Annotated in this window: 9 protein-coding genes; 1 reads left to right on the forward strand and 8 read right to left on the reverse strand. The window is 73.4% G+C overall.

What is annotated here, in order from left to right:
* Nucleotides 1-3: 3 nt before the first annotated feature.
* On the reverse strand, nucleotides 4-6381 hold the full coding sequence (locus tag OV090_RS08990) for an AAA family ATPase (RefSeq protein ID WP_267703125.1): 6378 nt from the start codon (nucleotides 6379-6381) through the stop codon (nucleotides 4-6).
* Between the two features lie 432 nt (nucleotides 6382-6813).
* Here OV090_RS08990 and OV090_RS08995 point away from each other — a divergent pair, with 432 nt between their 5' ends.
* On the forward strand, nucleotides 6814-8424 hold the full coding sequence (locus OV090_RS08995; RefSeq protein WP_267703126.1) for a DUF4832 domain-containing protein: 1611 nt from the start codon (nucleotides 6814-6816) through the stop codon (nucleotides 8422-8424).
* 45 nt (nucleotides 8425-8469) lie between these two features.
* On the opposite strand, the gene OV090_RS09000 is transcribed toward OV090_RS08995, so the two are convergent.
* From OV090_RS09000 to OV090_RS09030, 7 genes are all read right to left on the reverse strand, one after another.
* Nucleotides 8470-8946 (reverse strand): AgmX/PglI C-terminal domain-containing protein, encoded by a 477-nt coding sequence (locus tag OV090_RS09000; protein ID WP_267703127.1) that lies wholly within the window; start codon nucleotides 8944-8946, stop codon nucleotides 8470-8472.
* 167 nt (nucleotides 8947-9113) lie between these two features.
* Nucleotides 9114-10931, reverse strand: coding sequence for a serine/threonine-protein kinase (locus OV090_RS09005; RefSeq protein ID WP_267703128.1), 1818 nt, complete (start codon nucleotides 10929-10931; stop codon nucleotides 9114-9116).
* Between the two features lie 14 nt (nucleotides 10932-10945).
* Nucleotides 10946-12151: a radical SAM protein gene (locus OV090_RS09010; RefSeq protein WP_267703129.1), complete on the reverse strand. Its 1206-nt coding sequence runs from the start codon at nucleotides 12149-12151 to the stop codon at nucleotides 10946-10948.
* A 33-nt stretch (nucleotides 12152-12184) separates the two neighbouring features.
* Nucleotides 12185-14065, reverse strand: a complete 1881-nt coding sequence (gene ggt / locus OV090_RS09015; protein ID WP_267703130.1) for a gamma-glutamyltransferase — start codon at nucleotides 14063-14065, stop codon at nucleotides 12185-12187.
* A gap of 330 nt (nucleotides 14066-14395) precedes the next feature.
* Entirely contained in the window at nucleotides 14396-15085 is a 690-nt protein-coding gene (locus tag OV090_RS09020; RefSeq protein ID WP_267703131.1) for a DJ-1/PfpI family protein, read from the reverse strand.
* 158 nt (nucleotides 15086-15243) lie between these two features.
* Nucleotides 15244-16410 (reverse strand): zinc-dependent alcohol dehydrogenase, encoded by a 1167-nt coding sequence (locus tag OV090_RS09025; protein WP_267703132.1) that lies wholly within the window; start codon nucleotides 16408-16410, stop codon nucleotides 15244-15246.
* Between the two features lie 508 nt (nucleotides 16411-16918).
* Complete coding sequence (locus tag OV090_RS09030; RefSeq protein WP_267703133.1) at nucleotides 16919-17179, reverse strand: helix-turn-helix domain-containing protein; 261 nt, start codon at nucleotides 17177-17179, stop codon at nucleotides 16919-16921.
* Between the last annotated feature and the right edge of the window lie 331 nt (nucleotides 17180-17510).

The raw sequence follows: 17510 nt of genomic DNA on the forward strand, positions 1-17510 counted from the left end.
TTGTCACGCATGCGGGACCCTGTCCGGTAAGCGCGCGCGGAGGGCCGTGATCGCCCGCCGCACTGCGGTGTCGAGGAGGTCGATGTCGGCGCGCAGATCGCCGAGGGGCGCCCTGGCGCTGGCTGCCTCGAGGCGCCCGGCCGCCTCGGCGATGGCGGCGAAGCCCGCGGTGGCGGCCGTGCCCTTGAGGGTGTGGGCGTGCAGGCGCAGCTGCGACCGCGAGGCGTCGGCCAGCGCAGCCGCGAGGCCCTCGCTCGCGCGCCGCAGGGAGTCGCCCAGCAGGCCCGACAGCTCGCGCAGCTCGTCGGCGTCGCTGCCGGCCATGGCGTGGAGCTGGCTCAGGACGCCAGCGAGCTCGTCGGCGTCGACCTCGGGCGCAGGAGCGGAAGCCGAGGCAGCGGCGAGCTCGAGCGCCGGAACGGCGGGCGTCGCTTCGGGGACGGCCGGCGCGACGGCAGCGGGCTCGGGCGCGGGCGCGGGGACAGCCGGAGCGTCGCCGCGGCCCTCGAGGTGACGCGCGAGCGCCTCCTCGAGCACGTGCATCGGCAACGGCTTGGTGAGCACCTCGGCCATGCCGGCGGCGAGGCAGCGGCGGGCGTCGGCCCCGGAGGCGGCCGCGGTCAGGCCGAGGATCGGCGTGGCGGCGTTGAGCGAGGCGCCGCCGCGGATCCGCCGCGTGGTCTCGATGCCGTCCATCTCGGGCATCTGATAGTCCATGAGGATCAGGTCGTAGGCCGTGCCGGCGGCCTTCTCGAGCGCCTCGGCGCCGCTGCCCGCGACCTCGTGGCCGTAGCCGAGGTGGTCGAGCAGATGAGTGGCGACGATTTGATTGAAGGCGTTGTCCTCGACGACGAGGATCTTGCGCCGCCGCCGTTCAGCCCGCACGCGCTCGTCAGGACCGCCCTCGCCGTCGGCGCGGGCCGGTAGCGGCTCGCCCAGGGCGTGCGCCAGGGCGGCCCGGACCTGGGCCCGCCGCAGCGGCGCAGCCAGGGCGCCGTCGGCGTCGTCGCGCAGCCACGGATCGACTGCGACTAGACCCGGCTGCGCGGGGCCGCCGTCGGCGTCGACGAAGCGGACCGCACGACCCACCGGCGGATCCTCGCCCTCGTGGACCGCGACGCCGTCGGCCCGCAGCAGCTCGCGCAGGGCCTCGCGCTGGCTGGCGCTGCGCAGCTGCAGCCAGGCGCTCACGGGCTCTGCGCGCGACGGGAGCGAGGCGGCGGTCGCGGTTCGAGGCAGCGGGAGCCGGGCGCGGAACTCGGAGCCGCGGCCGGGCTCGCTGACCACGTCGATGCTGCCGCCCATGGCCTCGCTGAGGCGGCGGCAGATCGCCAAACCGAGGCCGGTGCCGCCGAACCGCCGCGTGGTCGACGAGTCGACCTGCGAGAACGCGTGGAACAGGCGGTGCAACCGATCGGCGGGGATGCCGATGCCGGTGTCGCGGACGCGGAATATCAATATGTCCCCGGGGACAGGTTCACAGCGAATCGCCACTTCGCCGCCGCGCGGGGTGAACTTGAGGGCGTTGGTGGCGAGGTTGAGGAGGATCTGGCGCAGGCGCACCGGGTCGCCGAGGACCGCGGCGGGGACGTCGTGGGCGACGATCGCCGCGAGGTCGATCGCCTTCTCGCGGGCCATGCCGGCGACGATGTCGGCGACCTCCTCGACGCAGTCGCGCGGCGAGAAGGCGGCGTGCTCGAGCTCGAGCTTGCCGGCCTCGATCTTGGAGAAGTCGAGGATGTCGTTGACGAGCGAGAGCAGGATGTCGCCGGACTTCTTGATCGTCTGGGCGTAGGTCTGCGCCTGCGCCGGCAGGCCCCGCACCGCGACGAGCAGCCCGGCCATGCCGAGGATGCCGTTGAGCGGGGTGCGGATCTCGTGGCTCATGGTGGTCAGGAAGCTCGACTTGGCCTCGGTGGCCGCCTCGGCGAGCTCCTTGGCGAGCAGGAGCTCGCGGGTGCGCTCGGCGACGCGGGCCTCGAGGGTGCGCGAGTAGTCCTCGAGCTCGCGCCGCTGCCGCTGGGCCTCGGCGACGAGGCGGGCGTTCTGCACCGAGATCGCGGCCTGGGCGGCGAGGACCTCGAGCACGCGCACGCTCTCGGCAGTGAAGGCGCCGGGCAAGGAGTTGTGCTCGACGTGCAGGGCGCCGGCCAGCTCGCCGTGGAAGAGGACGGGCACGCAGGCGGCCGCCCGGGTGCCGCGCAGGCGCACGACCGGGTCGTCGCCGAACCGCGGATCGAGGGCGGCGTCGGCGACGATCACCGGGGCCCGGGTGCGCGCGGTGTAGTGAATGATCGCCGCCGGCGGATCGCCGGGGTCGCCGCCGAGCGGGCTCGGCTCGCACATGAAGTGCTCGGCCTCGGCGCCGCCGCGGGCCCACACCCGCCAGCCCTCGGCCTCGCGCCGGAGCAACCACCCGTGCTCTGCGCCGGCGATCCGCAGGGCGGTGGCCATGGTGACGTCGACGATCCGCGCCTCGTCGAGCTCGCGGCTGATCGCCTGGCTGGCGCGGATGACTGCGAGCAAATCGATCGAGTCGGAGGCCACCGGCGCGGACGCCCGGCGCAGCTCCGGCCAGGCGCCGGCGAGCTCGGCGACCAAAGCGGTGGCGCCCCAGGCGGCGTAGCGGTCGCTGGCCTCGCGCGCGTAGGCGGCGGCGACCCGCGGACGCCCGGCGGCCCGGTGATGCGCGGCGGCCAGGCGACTGGCGAGGCCGGCCTCGTGGACGAAGCCGTGAGCGCTGGCGAGGTCGATCGCGCGGTCGTAGCCGCGGCTGGCCTCGTCGTCGGCGCCGCTCACCCGCGCCGCCTCGGCGCGCACCAGGGCGAGCTTGTGGGCGAAGGTCTCGGGCGCAGACTCGGCCCAGCGCACCAGCGGGGCGTCGTCGGCCAGCTCGGCGGCGACGTCGAGGGCCCCATCACCGGCCGCACGCGCGCCGAGGCGGGCCAGCGCGCCGTGGAAGCGGTGCACCGCCGGGTAGAGGATGCCGACGACGCCGTCGAGGTACTCGTCGGCGGCGCGGCTGCTGGCCTCGGCGGCCATCGGGTCGCCGAAGTAGAGCGCCAGCATGGCCTCGAACATGTGCAGGCAGAACAGCAACATGCGGTAGTTGCTGGCGCCGAACACGGCGAGGTCGCGCTCGCGGTCGATGGCGGCGCCGTCGAGGCGGAGCGGGTCCGAGGCCTCGCCGCGCAGGTTGGCGGCCGTCTGCAGGGCGAGCGCGAGATAGAAGTTGGCGAGGTCCTGCCGGATCTTCCGGATCTCGGCGGCGACGGGCACCGCGGTGGCGAGCAGCTCGGGCAGCGGGGTGCCGCGCAGGAGGGTGTAGATGCACAGCTCGGCGCCGCCGTAGCCGACGTACTCGTGCGCGCCGGTCTCGCGGCCGAGCTCGTAGGCGCGGCGCAGCGACTCGATCGCGCGCGGCAGCGGCTCCTTCCACACCTGGATGTGCGAGCCGAACACCTTGATGACGCGGCAGCGGATCTGCAGGTCGTCGAAGCGGGCGGCGAGGCGCTGGGCCAGGCGGCCGAAGGCGTGGCCGGCCTCGAGCTCGAGGGCGCTGCACAGCAAAAGGCCGTTGAGGCAGCAGCCGTAGGCGATCGGCGCGGACACGCCGTGGCTGCGGGCGACCGCGATCATGGTCAGGACGACCGGTCGCAGCAGCTCGGGGCGGGTCCAGTAGGTCGGGCCGATGATGTCGCCCAGGACCTCGACGACCGCCGACAGCCGCGGGTCGACGAGGTCGGGCTGCTCGGCGAGGGCCTCGATCTCGGCGGGGCTGAAGCGGAGCTCCCGCTGCAGGCGCGCGGTCTCCTCGGCGATCTCGTCGGCGGTGCGCGGCAGCGGGACGCCGAGGCGCTCGAGGATCGCCAGCGCAGTGTCGAGCGCCCGCGGCATCTGATCGCTCTGGATCGCGTAGAGCGCGATCTGCTGGCGAGCGACGCGGACGCGGCCGAGCAGGTCGGGCGCGCGCGCGAGGGCGACCGCGGCGAGCGACTCGGCGCGCGCGTAGTCGCCGGTGGCGTAGCCGGCCTCGATCGCCGCGAGGTGAGAAGAGAGGGCCAGCGACGGTTCATCCGCCCAGGCCGACTCGCCCGCGGCCGCGACCGCGGCCTCGGCGTACACGCGGGCCGAGTCGTGCGCGGCAGCGGCGGCGGCCCGCAGCGCGGCCCGCAGCTCGAGGTGGGCGATGCTCCGCCGCTGGGCCGGGTCAGGCAGCGCGGGCAGGCCGAGGCCGAGCTGGGCGGCGACCTCGAACAGGCGATCGTCGAGCGCGGCCGGCCCGAGGCCGCGGTGCAGCGCGAGGCCGATGCGCAGGTGCAGGGCCGGGCGCGCGTCGGCGGGGATGCTGGCGAGCGCGGCCTGCTGGACGCGGTCGTGGATGAAGCGGACGCCGTCGTCGACCCCGACGAGCAGGCCGGCGTCGATCAGCGGGGCGAGCTGGGCCCGCAGCGCGGCCCGCGTGAGGCCCATGGCCCAGGCGAGGGCGTCGCCGCGGACGCGGTTGCCGAGGCAGGACGCCACTTGCAGCAGTTCGCGCTCGCCGGCGCCGAGGTCGTCGAGGCGGCCGTCGAGGAAGGCGACCACGTCGTCGCGGATGTCGACCGGCTGGACCGCGCCCACGTACCAGGACCAGCGCTCGGCGTCGTCGTCCCAGCGCAGGGCGCCGCGCTGGGCGAACGAGCGCAGCAGCTGCCCGGCGAAGAAGGGGTTGCCGCGGGTCTTCTCCCACAACAGGGCGGCCAGCGCGGCGACGCGCTCGGGCTGATCGCCGAGGGCGTCGGCGACCATGCGGGTCATCTGCGACGGATCGAGCGGACGGACGAGGAGCGCCGTGACGCGCGCGCCGGCGGCCTCGATCTGCGACCAGGTGGTGCGCAGCGGATGATCGGCCTCGACCTCGCCGCCGCGATAGGCGCCGAGCAACAGCAGGTGATGCGTGGCCGGATCGGTGGCCAGCGCGCGCAGCAGGCGGAGCGAGCCAGGGTCGGCCCACTGCAGGTCGTCGAGGAACAGCGCGAGCGGCTTCCCGTCGTAGGTGAGCGCCTGCAACAGGCGGATGAAGACGGCCTCGAAGCGCGCCTGGCCCTCTGCCGGCGGGAGCGGCGAGACCGGCGGCTGCGGGCCGAGCACCAGCTCGAGCTCGGGCAAGACGTCGACGGCGAGCTGACCGAGCGGACCGAGCGCGGTCGTCAGCTCGGCCCGCCAGCGCCCGACGTGGCCGTCGCTCTGGGCCAGCAGGCGCAGCACCGCCGGCCGCAGCGCCTGGATGAAGGCGTCGTACGGCTTGGCCTGACGCAGCTGATCGAACTTGCCGGCGTAGAAGCGACCGCCCAGCGCTCGCATGCTCGACTGCAGGACGTGGACGAGGGCGGTCTTGCCGACGCCGGCGGCGCCGCGCACCAGCACGACCTCGGTCCCCCCCTTGCGGACCCGCTCGGCGGCCTGTCGCAGCGCCGCGACCTCGTCGTCGCGGCCGTAGAGCCGCTCGGGGAGGCTGAAGCGCCCGCCGCGATCGCGCCGCCCGGCGACGAAGTCGACGAGCGGATCGTCGCCGTCGAGCGCGACGAGGATCCGCCGGAGGTCGTGCGCGACGCTGGCCGCGGACGCGTAGCGAGCTTCGGGCGCCTTCGCCAGCAGCTTGAGCACGACCTGCGACAGCGCCGGCGGGACGTCGTCGACGAGCCGCTCGGGCGCGACCGGGACGCGCGCCATGTGGCCGTGCACGCGCTCGAGCGGGTCGGCGCTGGCGAACGGCGCGGCGCCGGTGAGCAGCTGGTAGAGGCACGCGCCGAGCGCGTACAGATCGGTGTGCGGGCCGATCGCCAGGTCGGCGCGGCCGAGCTGCTCGGGCGCGGCGTGATCGACCGCGACCGACAATCCGACCGGCAGCGCGCCGACCTCGCGCAGCGCCGGGCCGCCGAGCAGGCGCACGTCGGCGTGCCGCGCGTCGGTGAAGATGTGCGCGGGCTGCAGCTCGAGGTGCAAGAGGTCGCGCGCGTGCAGCTCGCCGAGGATCTCGGCGACGCGCAGTCCGACGCGCAAGACGGTCTGCGCCGGGAGCGGCGCCACGAGCAGCGGATCGAGGCCGACGTCCTCGTACTCGACGCCAGGCTGGGGTTCGCGGACCATCCGCCGCGGGCTCAAGAACCCGGCCGGCAACCGCGGGCCCAGCTCGACCTCGCGGGCCAGCGCGACGAACAGCGCGGGCTCGGCCGGGACCCGCCACTCGCGCCGCAGGACCTGACGATCGGCCTGCACGCGCACGAGCCTCGAGGTCTCGCCCTCGAAGAGCGTGGCCTCGGCCGCTTCGTCGCCGCGGGACATGCCCTGAGGATAATCCCTGGCGACCGCCGTGGTCGCGTCATTCGTGCCCGTCACGCGCAGAGGATCGCCGCGGCGCGGAGTCGAGCGCGACAATCGTCATTCCAGCAGGCTCAGCCGGCCGGCGATGCCTGCGCGGGTGCGACTGCGGCCACATCCTCGCACTGCCCGGACGCGCACCCGGCATTCCGCGGGTCGGCCGTGGTGTCGTCATTGCGAGAGTGTAACAGGTGTCCGCCGATTGGACGGACGTCGTCCCGGACACTCCGATCGACGGCGATCTTAGAACATGTCCTGAAAGACATATCCAGATGCGCCGGTCCAGTCATCAGGCCGTACCCCGCTCGAGCGCGCTCTCGACCTGTCTCATCGGACATACGGCATCACCCGAACGAACCCACGCCGACCGGCGTCTCGGGCTCGTGGGCCGGCGAACTCGACCGCGGGCCGGCGTCCCACTGCTGCGGCCACTCGGCTATCGTGCCCGACATGTCGACGCGTCCCCGACCGCTCTCGCTGCTCCTGCTCGGCGCCCTGACCTCGTCCGCCTGCCAGGGCGGCGACGGCTCCACCGACGGATCGACGGGAGCCGCCACCGCCGCCACGGCGCAGCCGGCGACGGACGTCACGAGCACCGATCCGACCGACGGCCCCGCAGATCCCACCACCTCGACGAGCTCGACGACCACGACCTCCGGCCCGACGACCTCGACCTCGGTCGGCACCACCGACGCGTCGACGACCACGAGCACCGCTCCCTCCGCGACCGACAGCGACACCGGCGCCTCCGGCCTCGCCTGCCCGCTCGGGGACGAGCCCGGCGTGCAGCAGCTCGCGCTCGCCCCGGCGCTGTTCGGCGCCGGCGACGACCCGTCGGACTCGCCGGCCTGCGCAATCGTCAACCCCGAGCGCGGCTTCCACGGCTTCACCAACCTGCGCAACCTCGACGGCGGCATCCTGACGAACCACGGCAACAGCGGCTTCTCGGTCGTCTACGGCCAGGTGCTGCTGCCCGAGTATCGCGACGCCCCGCTCGACGCCGACGTGCTCGCCGAGATCGCCGCCAGCTTCGACCTCGTGCGCGAGCACGGCATGAAGGTCGTCCCGCGCTTCCATTACTCCAACGGCGAGGGCGAGCCCGACGCCGAGCTCGAGCGGATCCTCGAACACATCGAGCAGCTCACGCCGCTGCTGCAGGAGCACGCCGACGTGATCCTCACTTTGCAGGCCGGCTTCGTCGGTCTGTGGGGCGAGTGGCACGGCTCGATGCACGGCCTCGACGCGCCCGGTCCGCGCAAACAGATCCTCGACGCCCTGCTGGCCGCGTTGCCGCCCGAGCGGACCGTCTCGGTGCGCCGGCCCTCGTTCAAGCAGCAGGCCTACGGCGGCCCGTTGACCGCGGACACCGCCCACGACGGCAGCGCCATGGCCCGCGTCGGTCACGTCAATGACTGCTTCCTCGCCTCCGACGACGACTTCGGCACCTACCAGGAGCCCGGCGAGAAGGACTACGCGGTCGCCGACTCCGCGTTCGTGCCGGTCGGCGGCGAGACCTGCGCCGTGAATCCGCCGCGCTCGGAGTGCCCCTCGGCGCTGGCCGAGCTGGCGCTCCACCACTGGACGCACCTCAATACCGCCTACAAGGTGGAGGTCCTGCAGAGCTGGCAACAGGACGGCTGCTACGCCGAGATCGCCTGCCGCCTCGGCTACCGCATCGCAGTGCCCGCGCTGCGCTGGTCGGGCAGCGGCGTGCCCGGCGGCGCGCTGCCGGTCGCGCTCGAGCTCGTCAACGACGGCTTCGCCGCGCCCGTCAACCCGCGCCCGCTGGTGCTCGTGTTCGACGGCCCGACGCGCGTCGACGTCCCCGCCGTCGACTTCGACCTGCGCACCCTGCAGCCCGGCGAGGCGCAGACCGTGTGCGTCGACGCCGTCCTGCCGGCCGACCTCCCGTCCGGGACGTACCGGATCGGCCTGCGCCTCGCCGATCCGGCCCCGAGCCTCGCGGGCGACCCGCGCCAGGCGATCCGCCTCGCCCACGACACCGGCGTCGAGTGGAATGACGGCGTCAACTGGTTCGAGGCGAGCTTCACCGTCGATTGATCACACCTGCCTGAAAGGCCCTGTCCCGGCGGACAGGGCCAAGAATCACGGCAGCAGCGCGCCGGACGTCAGGTCGAAGGTGTACGGCATCGGCGAGTCGGCGCCGTTCAGGGTGATGTTGAACTTCCAGGCGCCGATCTTCTCCTGCATGCAGGCGAACAACGCGTCGTGCTTGAGCGTGCTGCGCTGCGGGTCGAAGGTGGTCTTCTTGACCTTGCCGTCGCCGTCGACCACGATCGTCGCCTTGACCCGCCCGGTCGGCGCGTCGGGGGCCTTGCCTGCAGTGTCCTTGTAGCAGGCCACGATCTCGCCGGCGTGCGCCTCGACGTTGCGGTTGAAGTTGGCGACGTCGAGGTACGGCGACTCCTCCTCCTCGGCGGCCGCGGGCGCCTCGGCCTCGGCGGGCGCTGCCTTGTCGCCCGCGTCGGCGCTCGCCGGCGGGCTCGACTCCGCCTCCTTCTTGCAGCCGATTTGCAGGAGCAGGACCGAGGCGAGCGCGAGCCGGAGCGAGGGGGAAATCATCGGTGGATCCTACTCCCCTTTTCGCGGGCGACGGAAGGCCCGCGGACGACCGTTCACGCCGCGCGCGCGGTCTTTTTCGCGCGGCTCGCCGGTGGTCTCCCGCCCCGGTGCCATGCAGAGGCTCGCCGACGGAGGACCTTCGGACATGTCCCGAGGGACATGTCCGATCAATCCTCCTCGCGCGGCAGCGCCGGCCGCGGGGCGGGCAGGCTGCCGAACACCGCCTGCGCGCGCAGGTTGGCCTCGACGTCGGCGAGCAGCGCCTCGAGCTGCTCCTGCCCCATCTTCAAATAGTAGGAGAAGAAGACCTGGTTGACCTTGTGGAGGCCGCCGTAGATCGTGGTGACTGCGCCGAGGGTCGCCAGCACGGCGAGGATCGGCATCATCAAGAAGAACATCCCCACGCCGACCCCGGCGCCGGCGAGCGCCGTGATGCCGCCCATCAGGGGATAGTACAGCTTGCGCCCGGACGCGATCGTCTCGTGCAGCTCGGCCGTCACCGTGCATTCGATCGCGTCCCGGCCGCGGCGCTGCATCGTCAGGCGGACCTGGCGGATCGTCAGCACGTACATGTAATAGGAAAATCCGCCGTAGCCGCTGCCGTCGGCGCTGTGGATGAACTTCGGCACGCGGAAGGTCATCACGCCGCCGTCGAGCGGGTGCGGGCCGACGGCGTCCTGCAGGCGCAGGCTGTACGGGCTCGTCTGCCACACCTGCCCGACCGCGTCGAGCACGGCCTTCGCCGGCGCGCGGATCACCCGCGAGACGACGAGCTGGCGGACGTCCTTGCCGAACAGGCGCACGGCCCAGCGGCCCTCCGCGGCCGCCGGGACCGCCGGGACCGCGAGCGCGCCGCCGGTGGGCATCTCTGCGGCGGCCATCGCCACGAACTCGGGGGCGATGCCCGCCTCGGCCGCGGCGGCTTGGACCTCCGACACGCGCAGCGCGCTCGCGGTCGTCGGCGCCGGCGAGGTCCCGGTCCGCGAGCGCTCCTCGACGCGGCGGGCGGCGTCCGCCTGCATCTGGGCGGCGCGCTGGAGCACCGCGGAGACCTGGCGCTCGTCGAGCAGGCGGTCGCCGCCGGTGCGCGCAGGGACGCCGGCGAGCTCGCCCTCGACGCCGGCGAGCGCCTCGGCGAGCGCCTCGGCGGACGACCAGCGCGCGTCCGGCTCCTTGGCGAGGCAGCGATCGATCACCGCGGCGAGGTCCGCGGGGACCTCGGGGGCGAGCGTACGCAGCGGCGGGGCCGGCTCGGTCGCGTGCTTGACGAGCACCGTCGGCGCCGCCGCGCCCTCGAACGGGTGCTGGCCGGCGAGCAGCCAGTAGCCGACGACGCCGAGCGAGTAGAGGTCGCTGCGCCCGTCGAGCTCGCGCCCGAGGATCTGCTCGGGGCTCATGTACGTGGCGGTGCCGACCATCTGGTCGTCGCCGGTCAGGCGCGACGCCTGAGCCTCGAACGCGATGCCGAAGTCGGTGACGAGCACGCGGCCGGTCGCGCGCTCGACGAGGATGTTCTCCGGCTTGATGTCGCGGTGCACGACGCCGCGCGCGTGCGCGTAGGCCAGCGCCCACGCGACCTCGCGGAGCAGCCGCACGACCTCGCGCGCCGCCGGCCGACCGCGGCTCTGCACGCGCTCGGCGAGCGTCTCGCCGTCGACGTACGTCATCGTGAAGTACGCGAGCGCGCCGGCCTCGTCGGCGTGGAGGATCGGCACGATGTTCGGGTGCGACAGCTTGGCCGCGGTCTTGGCCTCGCGGAGGAACCGTTGGCGGTGCGCGGCGTCGGCGGCCCGCTCGCGCGGCAGCACCTTGATCGCGACCGACCGCTCGAGCCGGAGGTCGCGCGCGAGCAGCACGACGCCCATGCCGCCGCGCCCGAGCTCGCGCTCGATGGCGTACTCGCGCCCCAGCACCGTCGCCAGCTCGGCGAGCTCCGCGTCGTCGAAGCGCGCGCCGGGATGGGTCGGGGCAGTGGCGAGGCTCATCGCCCGGGATGCTATCAGACCGGCGCCGCCGGCTCGCGCCCTGGGTGCGAATCCGCGAGCCCGGGCGGCAGCTCGCCGGACCACAGCGGCACCCCGCGCTCGCGCAGCGCCGCGGTCAACGCCGCGGCCTGCTCGCGCTGCCACGCCTCGGATCCCGCAGCCGCCCAGCGCGGGTCGGCGAACTCCTGCGTCGCGCCCTCGACCCCGTGCAGCACGTCGATGCGCACCGATCCCGCGCGCTCCGCCAGCGCGTCGGCCAGCGCGTCCACCGGTCCCGGCAGCAGCGGCTGCACGATCGCAAACGTGCGCAGCCCGGCCGCCTTGCAGGCCGCGAGCGCCGCCAGTCGGGCCGGGATGCTGCCCGCGCGCGGCTCGAAGTGGCGCCGGGCGGCGTCGTCGATCGTGGGGATCGAGATCCCCGCCCACGCATTGGCGATCGCCGGCAAGATATCGAGGTCGCGCTCGATCAGCGCCGCGCGGGTCAAGAGCAGCACCCCCGCCTGCCACTGCGCGTCGCGCAGCGCCAGCAGCATGCGCCGCGTCAATTGCTGCCGGCGCTCGATCGCATGGTACGGGTCGCTGACCACCGCGCAGAACTTGATCGGCGCCGGCGGCACCGCCTTCAGCTCGGCCGCCAGCACCTCGGGCGCGTTGACCCGCACGTCGACGTACGAGCCCCACGGCGCCGGCGCAAGGCCCAGCAGCGCCCGCGTCTCGGCCACGTGCGACTGCGCGTAGCAGAACTTGCAGCCGATCAGGCAGCCCACGTACGGCGTCACGGTGTAGTAGCGGCCGCCCTCGGCGCGCTCGAGCAGGCGCTCGACCGTCACCGGGCGCACGCGCGCGCCTGGCTCGTCACCTGTCTCTTCGGCCATCTCCGCGTCGTGGGCCAGCGCCGCCAGCACCGCCTCCTCGCGGGCCGCCGCGGCCGTCGCCACCGCGCGGCAGACCGCGACCCCGAGCGCGCGCCCGTCGGCCGCGACCGCCGCGTCGAAGCGGTACGACAGCCCGAGCCGGCGCGTCTGCACCGCGCTGCGGCGGCCGGGGATCAGGCGCGCGACCTCGACGTGGACGCGCGTCCCGCCTGTCTCGAAGGTCAGGCGCGGCCCGCACTCGGTGGTGACCTCGACGAGGCGCAGCCCCGGCGCCAGCTCGTCGCCGGGGGCAAGGCCGCCGACGAGCGCGCGCAGGTGGACCTCGAGGTCGCGGGCGCCGGGCATCGCAACTCCGGCCTATACCACGACGCCGCGCGCTCACGGCAGGCCGACGACCCCGCCGATCCGCCGCGGGTCGGCGGCGCCGTACTGATTGCCGCTCAGCGGGTACGTCACCACCGCCTGGACCGCGCCGATGTCCCGCACGTCGACGAACGCGTAGCCGAGGCGCTCCAGCGCCGCCCGCACCGACCCGGTGAAGCCGGCCTCGATCTCGGTGTCCGCCGAGCTGCTCGCGCTGCCCAGCGCGATCCGCGGCGCCGCGATCGACGACTGCAGCGAGCGCCGGTGATCGATCAAGTTGAGCGTCACCTGCAGCAGCGCGCTGATGATGCCGGTCCCGCCCGGCGAGCCGTAGGCGGCCACCAGCTCGCCGTCGAGGAACAGCATCATCGGCGAGATGCTGGCGCGCGGGCGCTTGCCCGGCGCGACGTCGTTGGCCCCCGGATCGTAAGGCGCGCTGCTGGCCCGCGGCTCGTCGTTGAAGCTCGTCAGCTGATTGTTGAGCATGAAGCCGAAGCCCGGGACCATCAGGCCGGTGCCCCACAGCCGCTCGATCGTGCTCGACACGCTGACCGCGTTGCCGTCCTCGTCGATCACCGTGAAGTGCGTGGTGTCGGCGCCCTCGCTCTCCGCGCTGGCCGTCAGCGTCGTCAGCGCCTGAGCGAGCCCCGGCGGCCCCGGCTGGAACGGCCGCGGATCGCCGGCCGAGACGCGCTTGCGTCGCCTGCCGGCGGTGATCAGCGCCGAGCGCGAATCGAGGTAGTCCGGATCCAGGAGCCCCGCCGCGGGCACGTACGCGTGGTCTGGATCGCCGAGCCACAGGGCGCGGTCGGCGAAGGCGAGTCGCATCGCCTCCATCATCACGTTCAGGGTCGCGGTGGCGCCGAACTCGAACCCCTCGCCGCCGAGCTCGAAGCGCGCGAGCATCCCCAGCATCTGCAGCACCGCCACCCCGCCGGAAGACGGCGGCGGCGTCGTCACCACCTCGTAGCCGCGGTAGCTGCGGACGAGCGGCCTGCGCGTGCGTACCTCGTAGGCCTCGAGGTCGGCGCAGGTCATGCGGCCCTTGCCGCCGGCGTTGTCCGAGCGCGTGGCCAGCTGGGTCGCCACGATCGCCCGGGCGATCCCCGCCGCGTGATCGCAGTCGTAGAACGCGGCGAGGCCGTGCTGCTGGATCAGCGCGAAGGTCCGCGCCAGGTCCGCCTGGACCAGCAGGTCGCCCTCGGCGAGGGCGTTGCCGCCCGGGCGGAACAGCTTGCGCGCCTCGTCGTAGGCCGCGTCGCCGAGCTCGAGCTCGAGCCGCTCCGAACCTGTCTCTTCAGCCAGGCGCTTGCTGACCTTGAAGCCCTGGCCGGCGGCCGCGAGCGCCGGCTCGAGCATTTCACCGAGGCTGCGCGTGCCGTACCGCTGCAGCGCGTACGCCATGCCCTTCAGCGCCCCCGGCACCCCGACCGCGTAGCCGCTCGACGACTTGACCTCGGCCGAGTGATCGCCGGCGAACATCTTCGGCGTCGCCCCGGCCGGCGCAGTCTCGCGAAAATCGACGACGACCGTCTCTTCCGGCGCCCAGCCGGCCAGGTGGATCATCATGAACCCGCCGCCGCCGAGCCCCGACGACTGCGGCTCGACGACGTTGAGCACGAAATGCACCGCCACCGCTGCGTCGATCGCGTTGCCGCCAGCCGCGAGGATCGACGCGCCGGCCTCGGCAGCCAGCCGCTCGGTCGTCGTCACCACGCCGCCGTGGAACGCCGGGCTGGGACCTGCAATCGGCGCGCTCGCGTCGTCGGGCAGGATGGCGTCCGGCAGCGCCTCGGCGGCGTCGCCCGCCCCGACGCACCCGCCGGCCGCCGCGAGCCCGATTGCGAGCGCGGCGCGGCGACTATGCACATAGTGGCCGAGAGCACGTATCGACATACACCGTCCCTCCCGCGACCGCGCGCGCCGGGCTCGCGCGCCGCGGGCCCGCCCAACTTTGACACGCGTCGTCGCAGTCGCCGCCGCGGACCGTGCGTCAGTTGGCACGTGCCAGCGCTGGCGCGCGCCACTTGCCGCGATCGTGTGGTGGATGCCACGCCCGCTCGGTCGCCGCCGACATTCGCGGCCGCGAACGCGTGAGCCTCTCGACAACGGCGCACGTCCGCGAAGACCCTACGCAAGACCACCTCTGCGCCGATCTCCCGGCGGCAGCGTGGCGCGCGGCGACCCTGCCACCGCGCCCACCGCTCGCCTACCTCGCCCCGCGCCTCAAGCCAGGGCCTGCGCCGCGTCCGCCGGCGCCGCTGCGCTCATCAATGCCAGCGCGCGCTCGGTCAGCGCCGGCCCGGCCTGCTCCGGCGTGCCCGCGGCGAACGGCGGAGCAGGGTCGTACTCCATCATCAGTTGCACGAGCCGGGCGGTCTCCTCGCCGCGCAGCTGGGCCAGCAGCGTCAGGCCGAAGTCGATGCCGGCAGTGACGCCGCCGCCGGAGATCCGGTTGCGATCGACGACGACGCGCTGCTTGACCGGGACGGCCCCGAGCGCCGGCAACGCGTCGTGCAGCGCCCAGTGCGTGGTCGATCGATAGCCCTGCAGCAGCCCGGCGGCCCCGAGGATCAGCGCGCCCGAGCACACCGAAGTCACGCTCCCGGCCCGCGCGCCGCGGTCGGCCAGGAACGCCAGCACCTCGGGGTCTTTCATCACCGCGAAGGTGCCGAAGCCGCCGGGCACGAACAGCACGTCGAGGTCGCGCGGGCAGTCTGCCAGGGTGCAGGTCGGCAGCAGCTGCGCGCCCGAATCGCTCTCGACCGGCGCCAGCGTCTTGGCGACCAGATGGGTGGTGCCCGCCCAGGCGAGCACCGACTGCGGCCCGATCAAATCGAGCATCGTGAAGCCAGGGTACAGCAGCATGGCGATGGACAGCGGATCGATCCCGGGGAGGGTCAGCGTGGAACTCATGCCATCACGGTCCCACTCGCGGCGCCGCGCGACAAGTGGCGCGAACGCCAAACACCGCTCACTTCTCGCCACGCCGCGCCGATCCGTCGCACCCCACCCATTTCGACCCGACATGAGGTATGCATACCGGCACGACGACGAGCGCCGCGCCTTTGCCATCACGGTCGGAGCACGACCTTGATGCAGCCGTCCTGCTTGTCGCGGAACGTCCGGTACGCCGCGGGTCCCTGCTCGAGCGGCAGGCGATGGGTGATGACGAACGACGGATCGATCTCCCCCGCCTCGATCTTCGCCAGCAGCAGCTGCTGATAGCGCTGCACGGGCGTCTGGCCCATCCGGAAGGTCAGCCCCTTGTTCATCGCCGGGCCCATCGGCAGCTTGTCGACCGCGCCCACGTACACCCCGGGGATCGACACCGTGCCGAACTTGCGGCAGCACATGATCGCCTCGCGCAGCACGTGGGCGCGGTCGGTCCCCATCACAGCGGTCTTCACCTTGTCCATCACCGCGTCGGCGCTGCCCAGGCCGTGCGCCTCGCAGCCGACCGCGTCGACGCAGCGGTCGGGGCCGCGGCCCCGCGTCAGGTCCATCAACTGGTCGTAGACCGGCGTCTCCTCGAAATTGACGATCTCGGTCCTGCCGGCCTCGGCCATGCGCAGGCGCTCGGGGACGCGGTCGATCGCCACCACCCGCCCCGCTCCCAGCATCCAGGCGCTGCGGATCGTCATCTGCCCGACCGGCCCGCAGCCCCACACCGCCACGGTGTCACCCGGCTCGATGCCGCACAGGTCCGCCGCGAAATAGCCGGTCGGGAAGATGTCGGACAAAAACAGCACCTGCTCGTCGGTGAGCTCCGACTCGATCTTGAGCGGACCTACGTCGGCGAACGGCACCCGCAGGTACTCGGCCTGTCCGCCCCAGAACCCGCCCATCATGTGCGAGTAGCCGAACAGGCCCGCCGGCGAGTGGCCCATGATCTCGCGGGCCATGCGCGCGTTCGGGTTGCTGACGTCGCAGCCGGATTGCTCGCCGCGCTTGCAGAAGAAGCACGAGCCGCAGGCGATCACGAACGGCACGACCACGCGGTCGCCCCGGCGCAGCCGCGTGACCGCCTTGCCGACCTCGACCACCTCGCCCATCGCCTCGTGCCCGAGCACGTCGCCGGTCTTCATCGTCGGCATGAAGCCGTCGAACACGTGGAGGTCGGAGCCGCAGATCGCGGTCGCAGTGACCCGGACGATCGCGTCGCCCGGGTCGAGGATGGTGGGGTCGGGCACCCTGTCCAATCGGACATCTCGCGGGCCGTGCCAGCAGATCGCTCTCATGACTCGTCCTCCGGTGGACGCGGATTCGCCGTGCTCGGCAGGTCGGCCGGCGCCGGTCGCCGCTCCTGGCTAGCCTGGGCGCTCGCGCGGCCGTCGCAACCCAGGCGAATGCAACGACCCGCCGCGAGGACGCGCGCCCGGCGGCCTCGCCGCCTCCGCGCGGCCGACCTGCGGACCGCGGCCACCACCGGCGCACCGCCCTCGCGCGAGCGCGGCGGGCTCGGCCGATTCGTCGCTCGCGCGGTCGGGCTCGGCGGCGCCATCGAACCACGGGTCGCAAACGGCGAAGCGAGATCGACTCGCGGACAGAGTCGACCTGCATCCTCGTCGCCACGGCCCGACGTGCGGGCGCAGCTCGTGACCGCCGCACAGGCGACTGCGATCGAGCGCGCCGTCGCTCGTCATCATGGTTCGGCGTGACCGCCGACCGTCGACGAGCTCGAGATGTGACGAGGACGACCTGGCAGCGGTGGCCGCCAGGTCGTCCTGGACTCGTCATCTGGTTGGACTAGCGAGCGAGTCCCGCGCTCGCATTCACGGCGTCGGACGGCCGGCTCGGATTGCGCGGCGGCCATTCGATCGCCAGCTTGATGATGCGCCGCTTGAGCGCGTGGCGAGTGATGCCGAGCAAGGCGGCGGCGCCGACGATGTTGCCGGCCGAGCTGAGCGCCTCAGCGCACAGACGCCGCTCTGCCTTCTCGAGGTTGAAGTCGTCAAGGATGAGTTGGGCCAATGAAACCTCCGGTTCCGTACTCGCAGGAACGGGCAAGATAATCCCTGCGACCTCCAGGTGCGAACCGCGACAACTCACGGCTGCGCGGCCCCCACCGCCCGCCTGGAGGCCCGAGATCGCGCATTGACGTGTGGCCGTCAGCCCCCTCGGAATGGCGCGAGCTGCTCATATTATCAGTCCATTCGACATTCTCGGCACAATGGCCCGAGTCGGCGCGAGGTAGGTGTCACCGCTCCGCGCGTCCACCTGCGGACGCCCTGCCGCGCCGCGATCCGAAGTCCGCCGCCCGGACGCATACGAGGTGGCGAGGCCGCGACCCCGCGGCGCCGGAGCCCTCCCGGCGCGCGTGCGGGGTCGCGGCCGCGTG

The sequence above is a fragment of the Nannocystis sp. RBIL2 genome (assembly GCF_026626745.1).
Lineage (GTDB): Bacteria > Myxococcota_A > Polyangia > Nannocystales > Nannocystaceae > Nannocystis.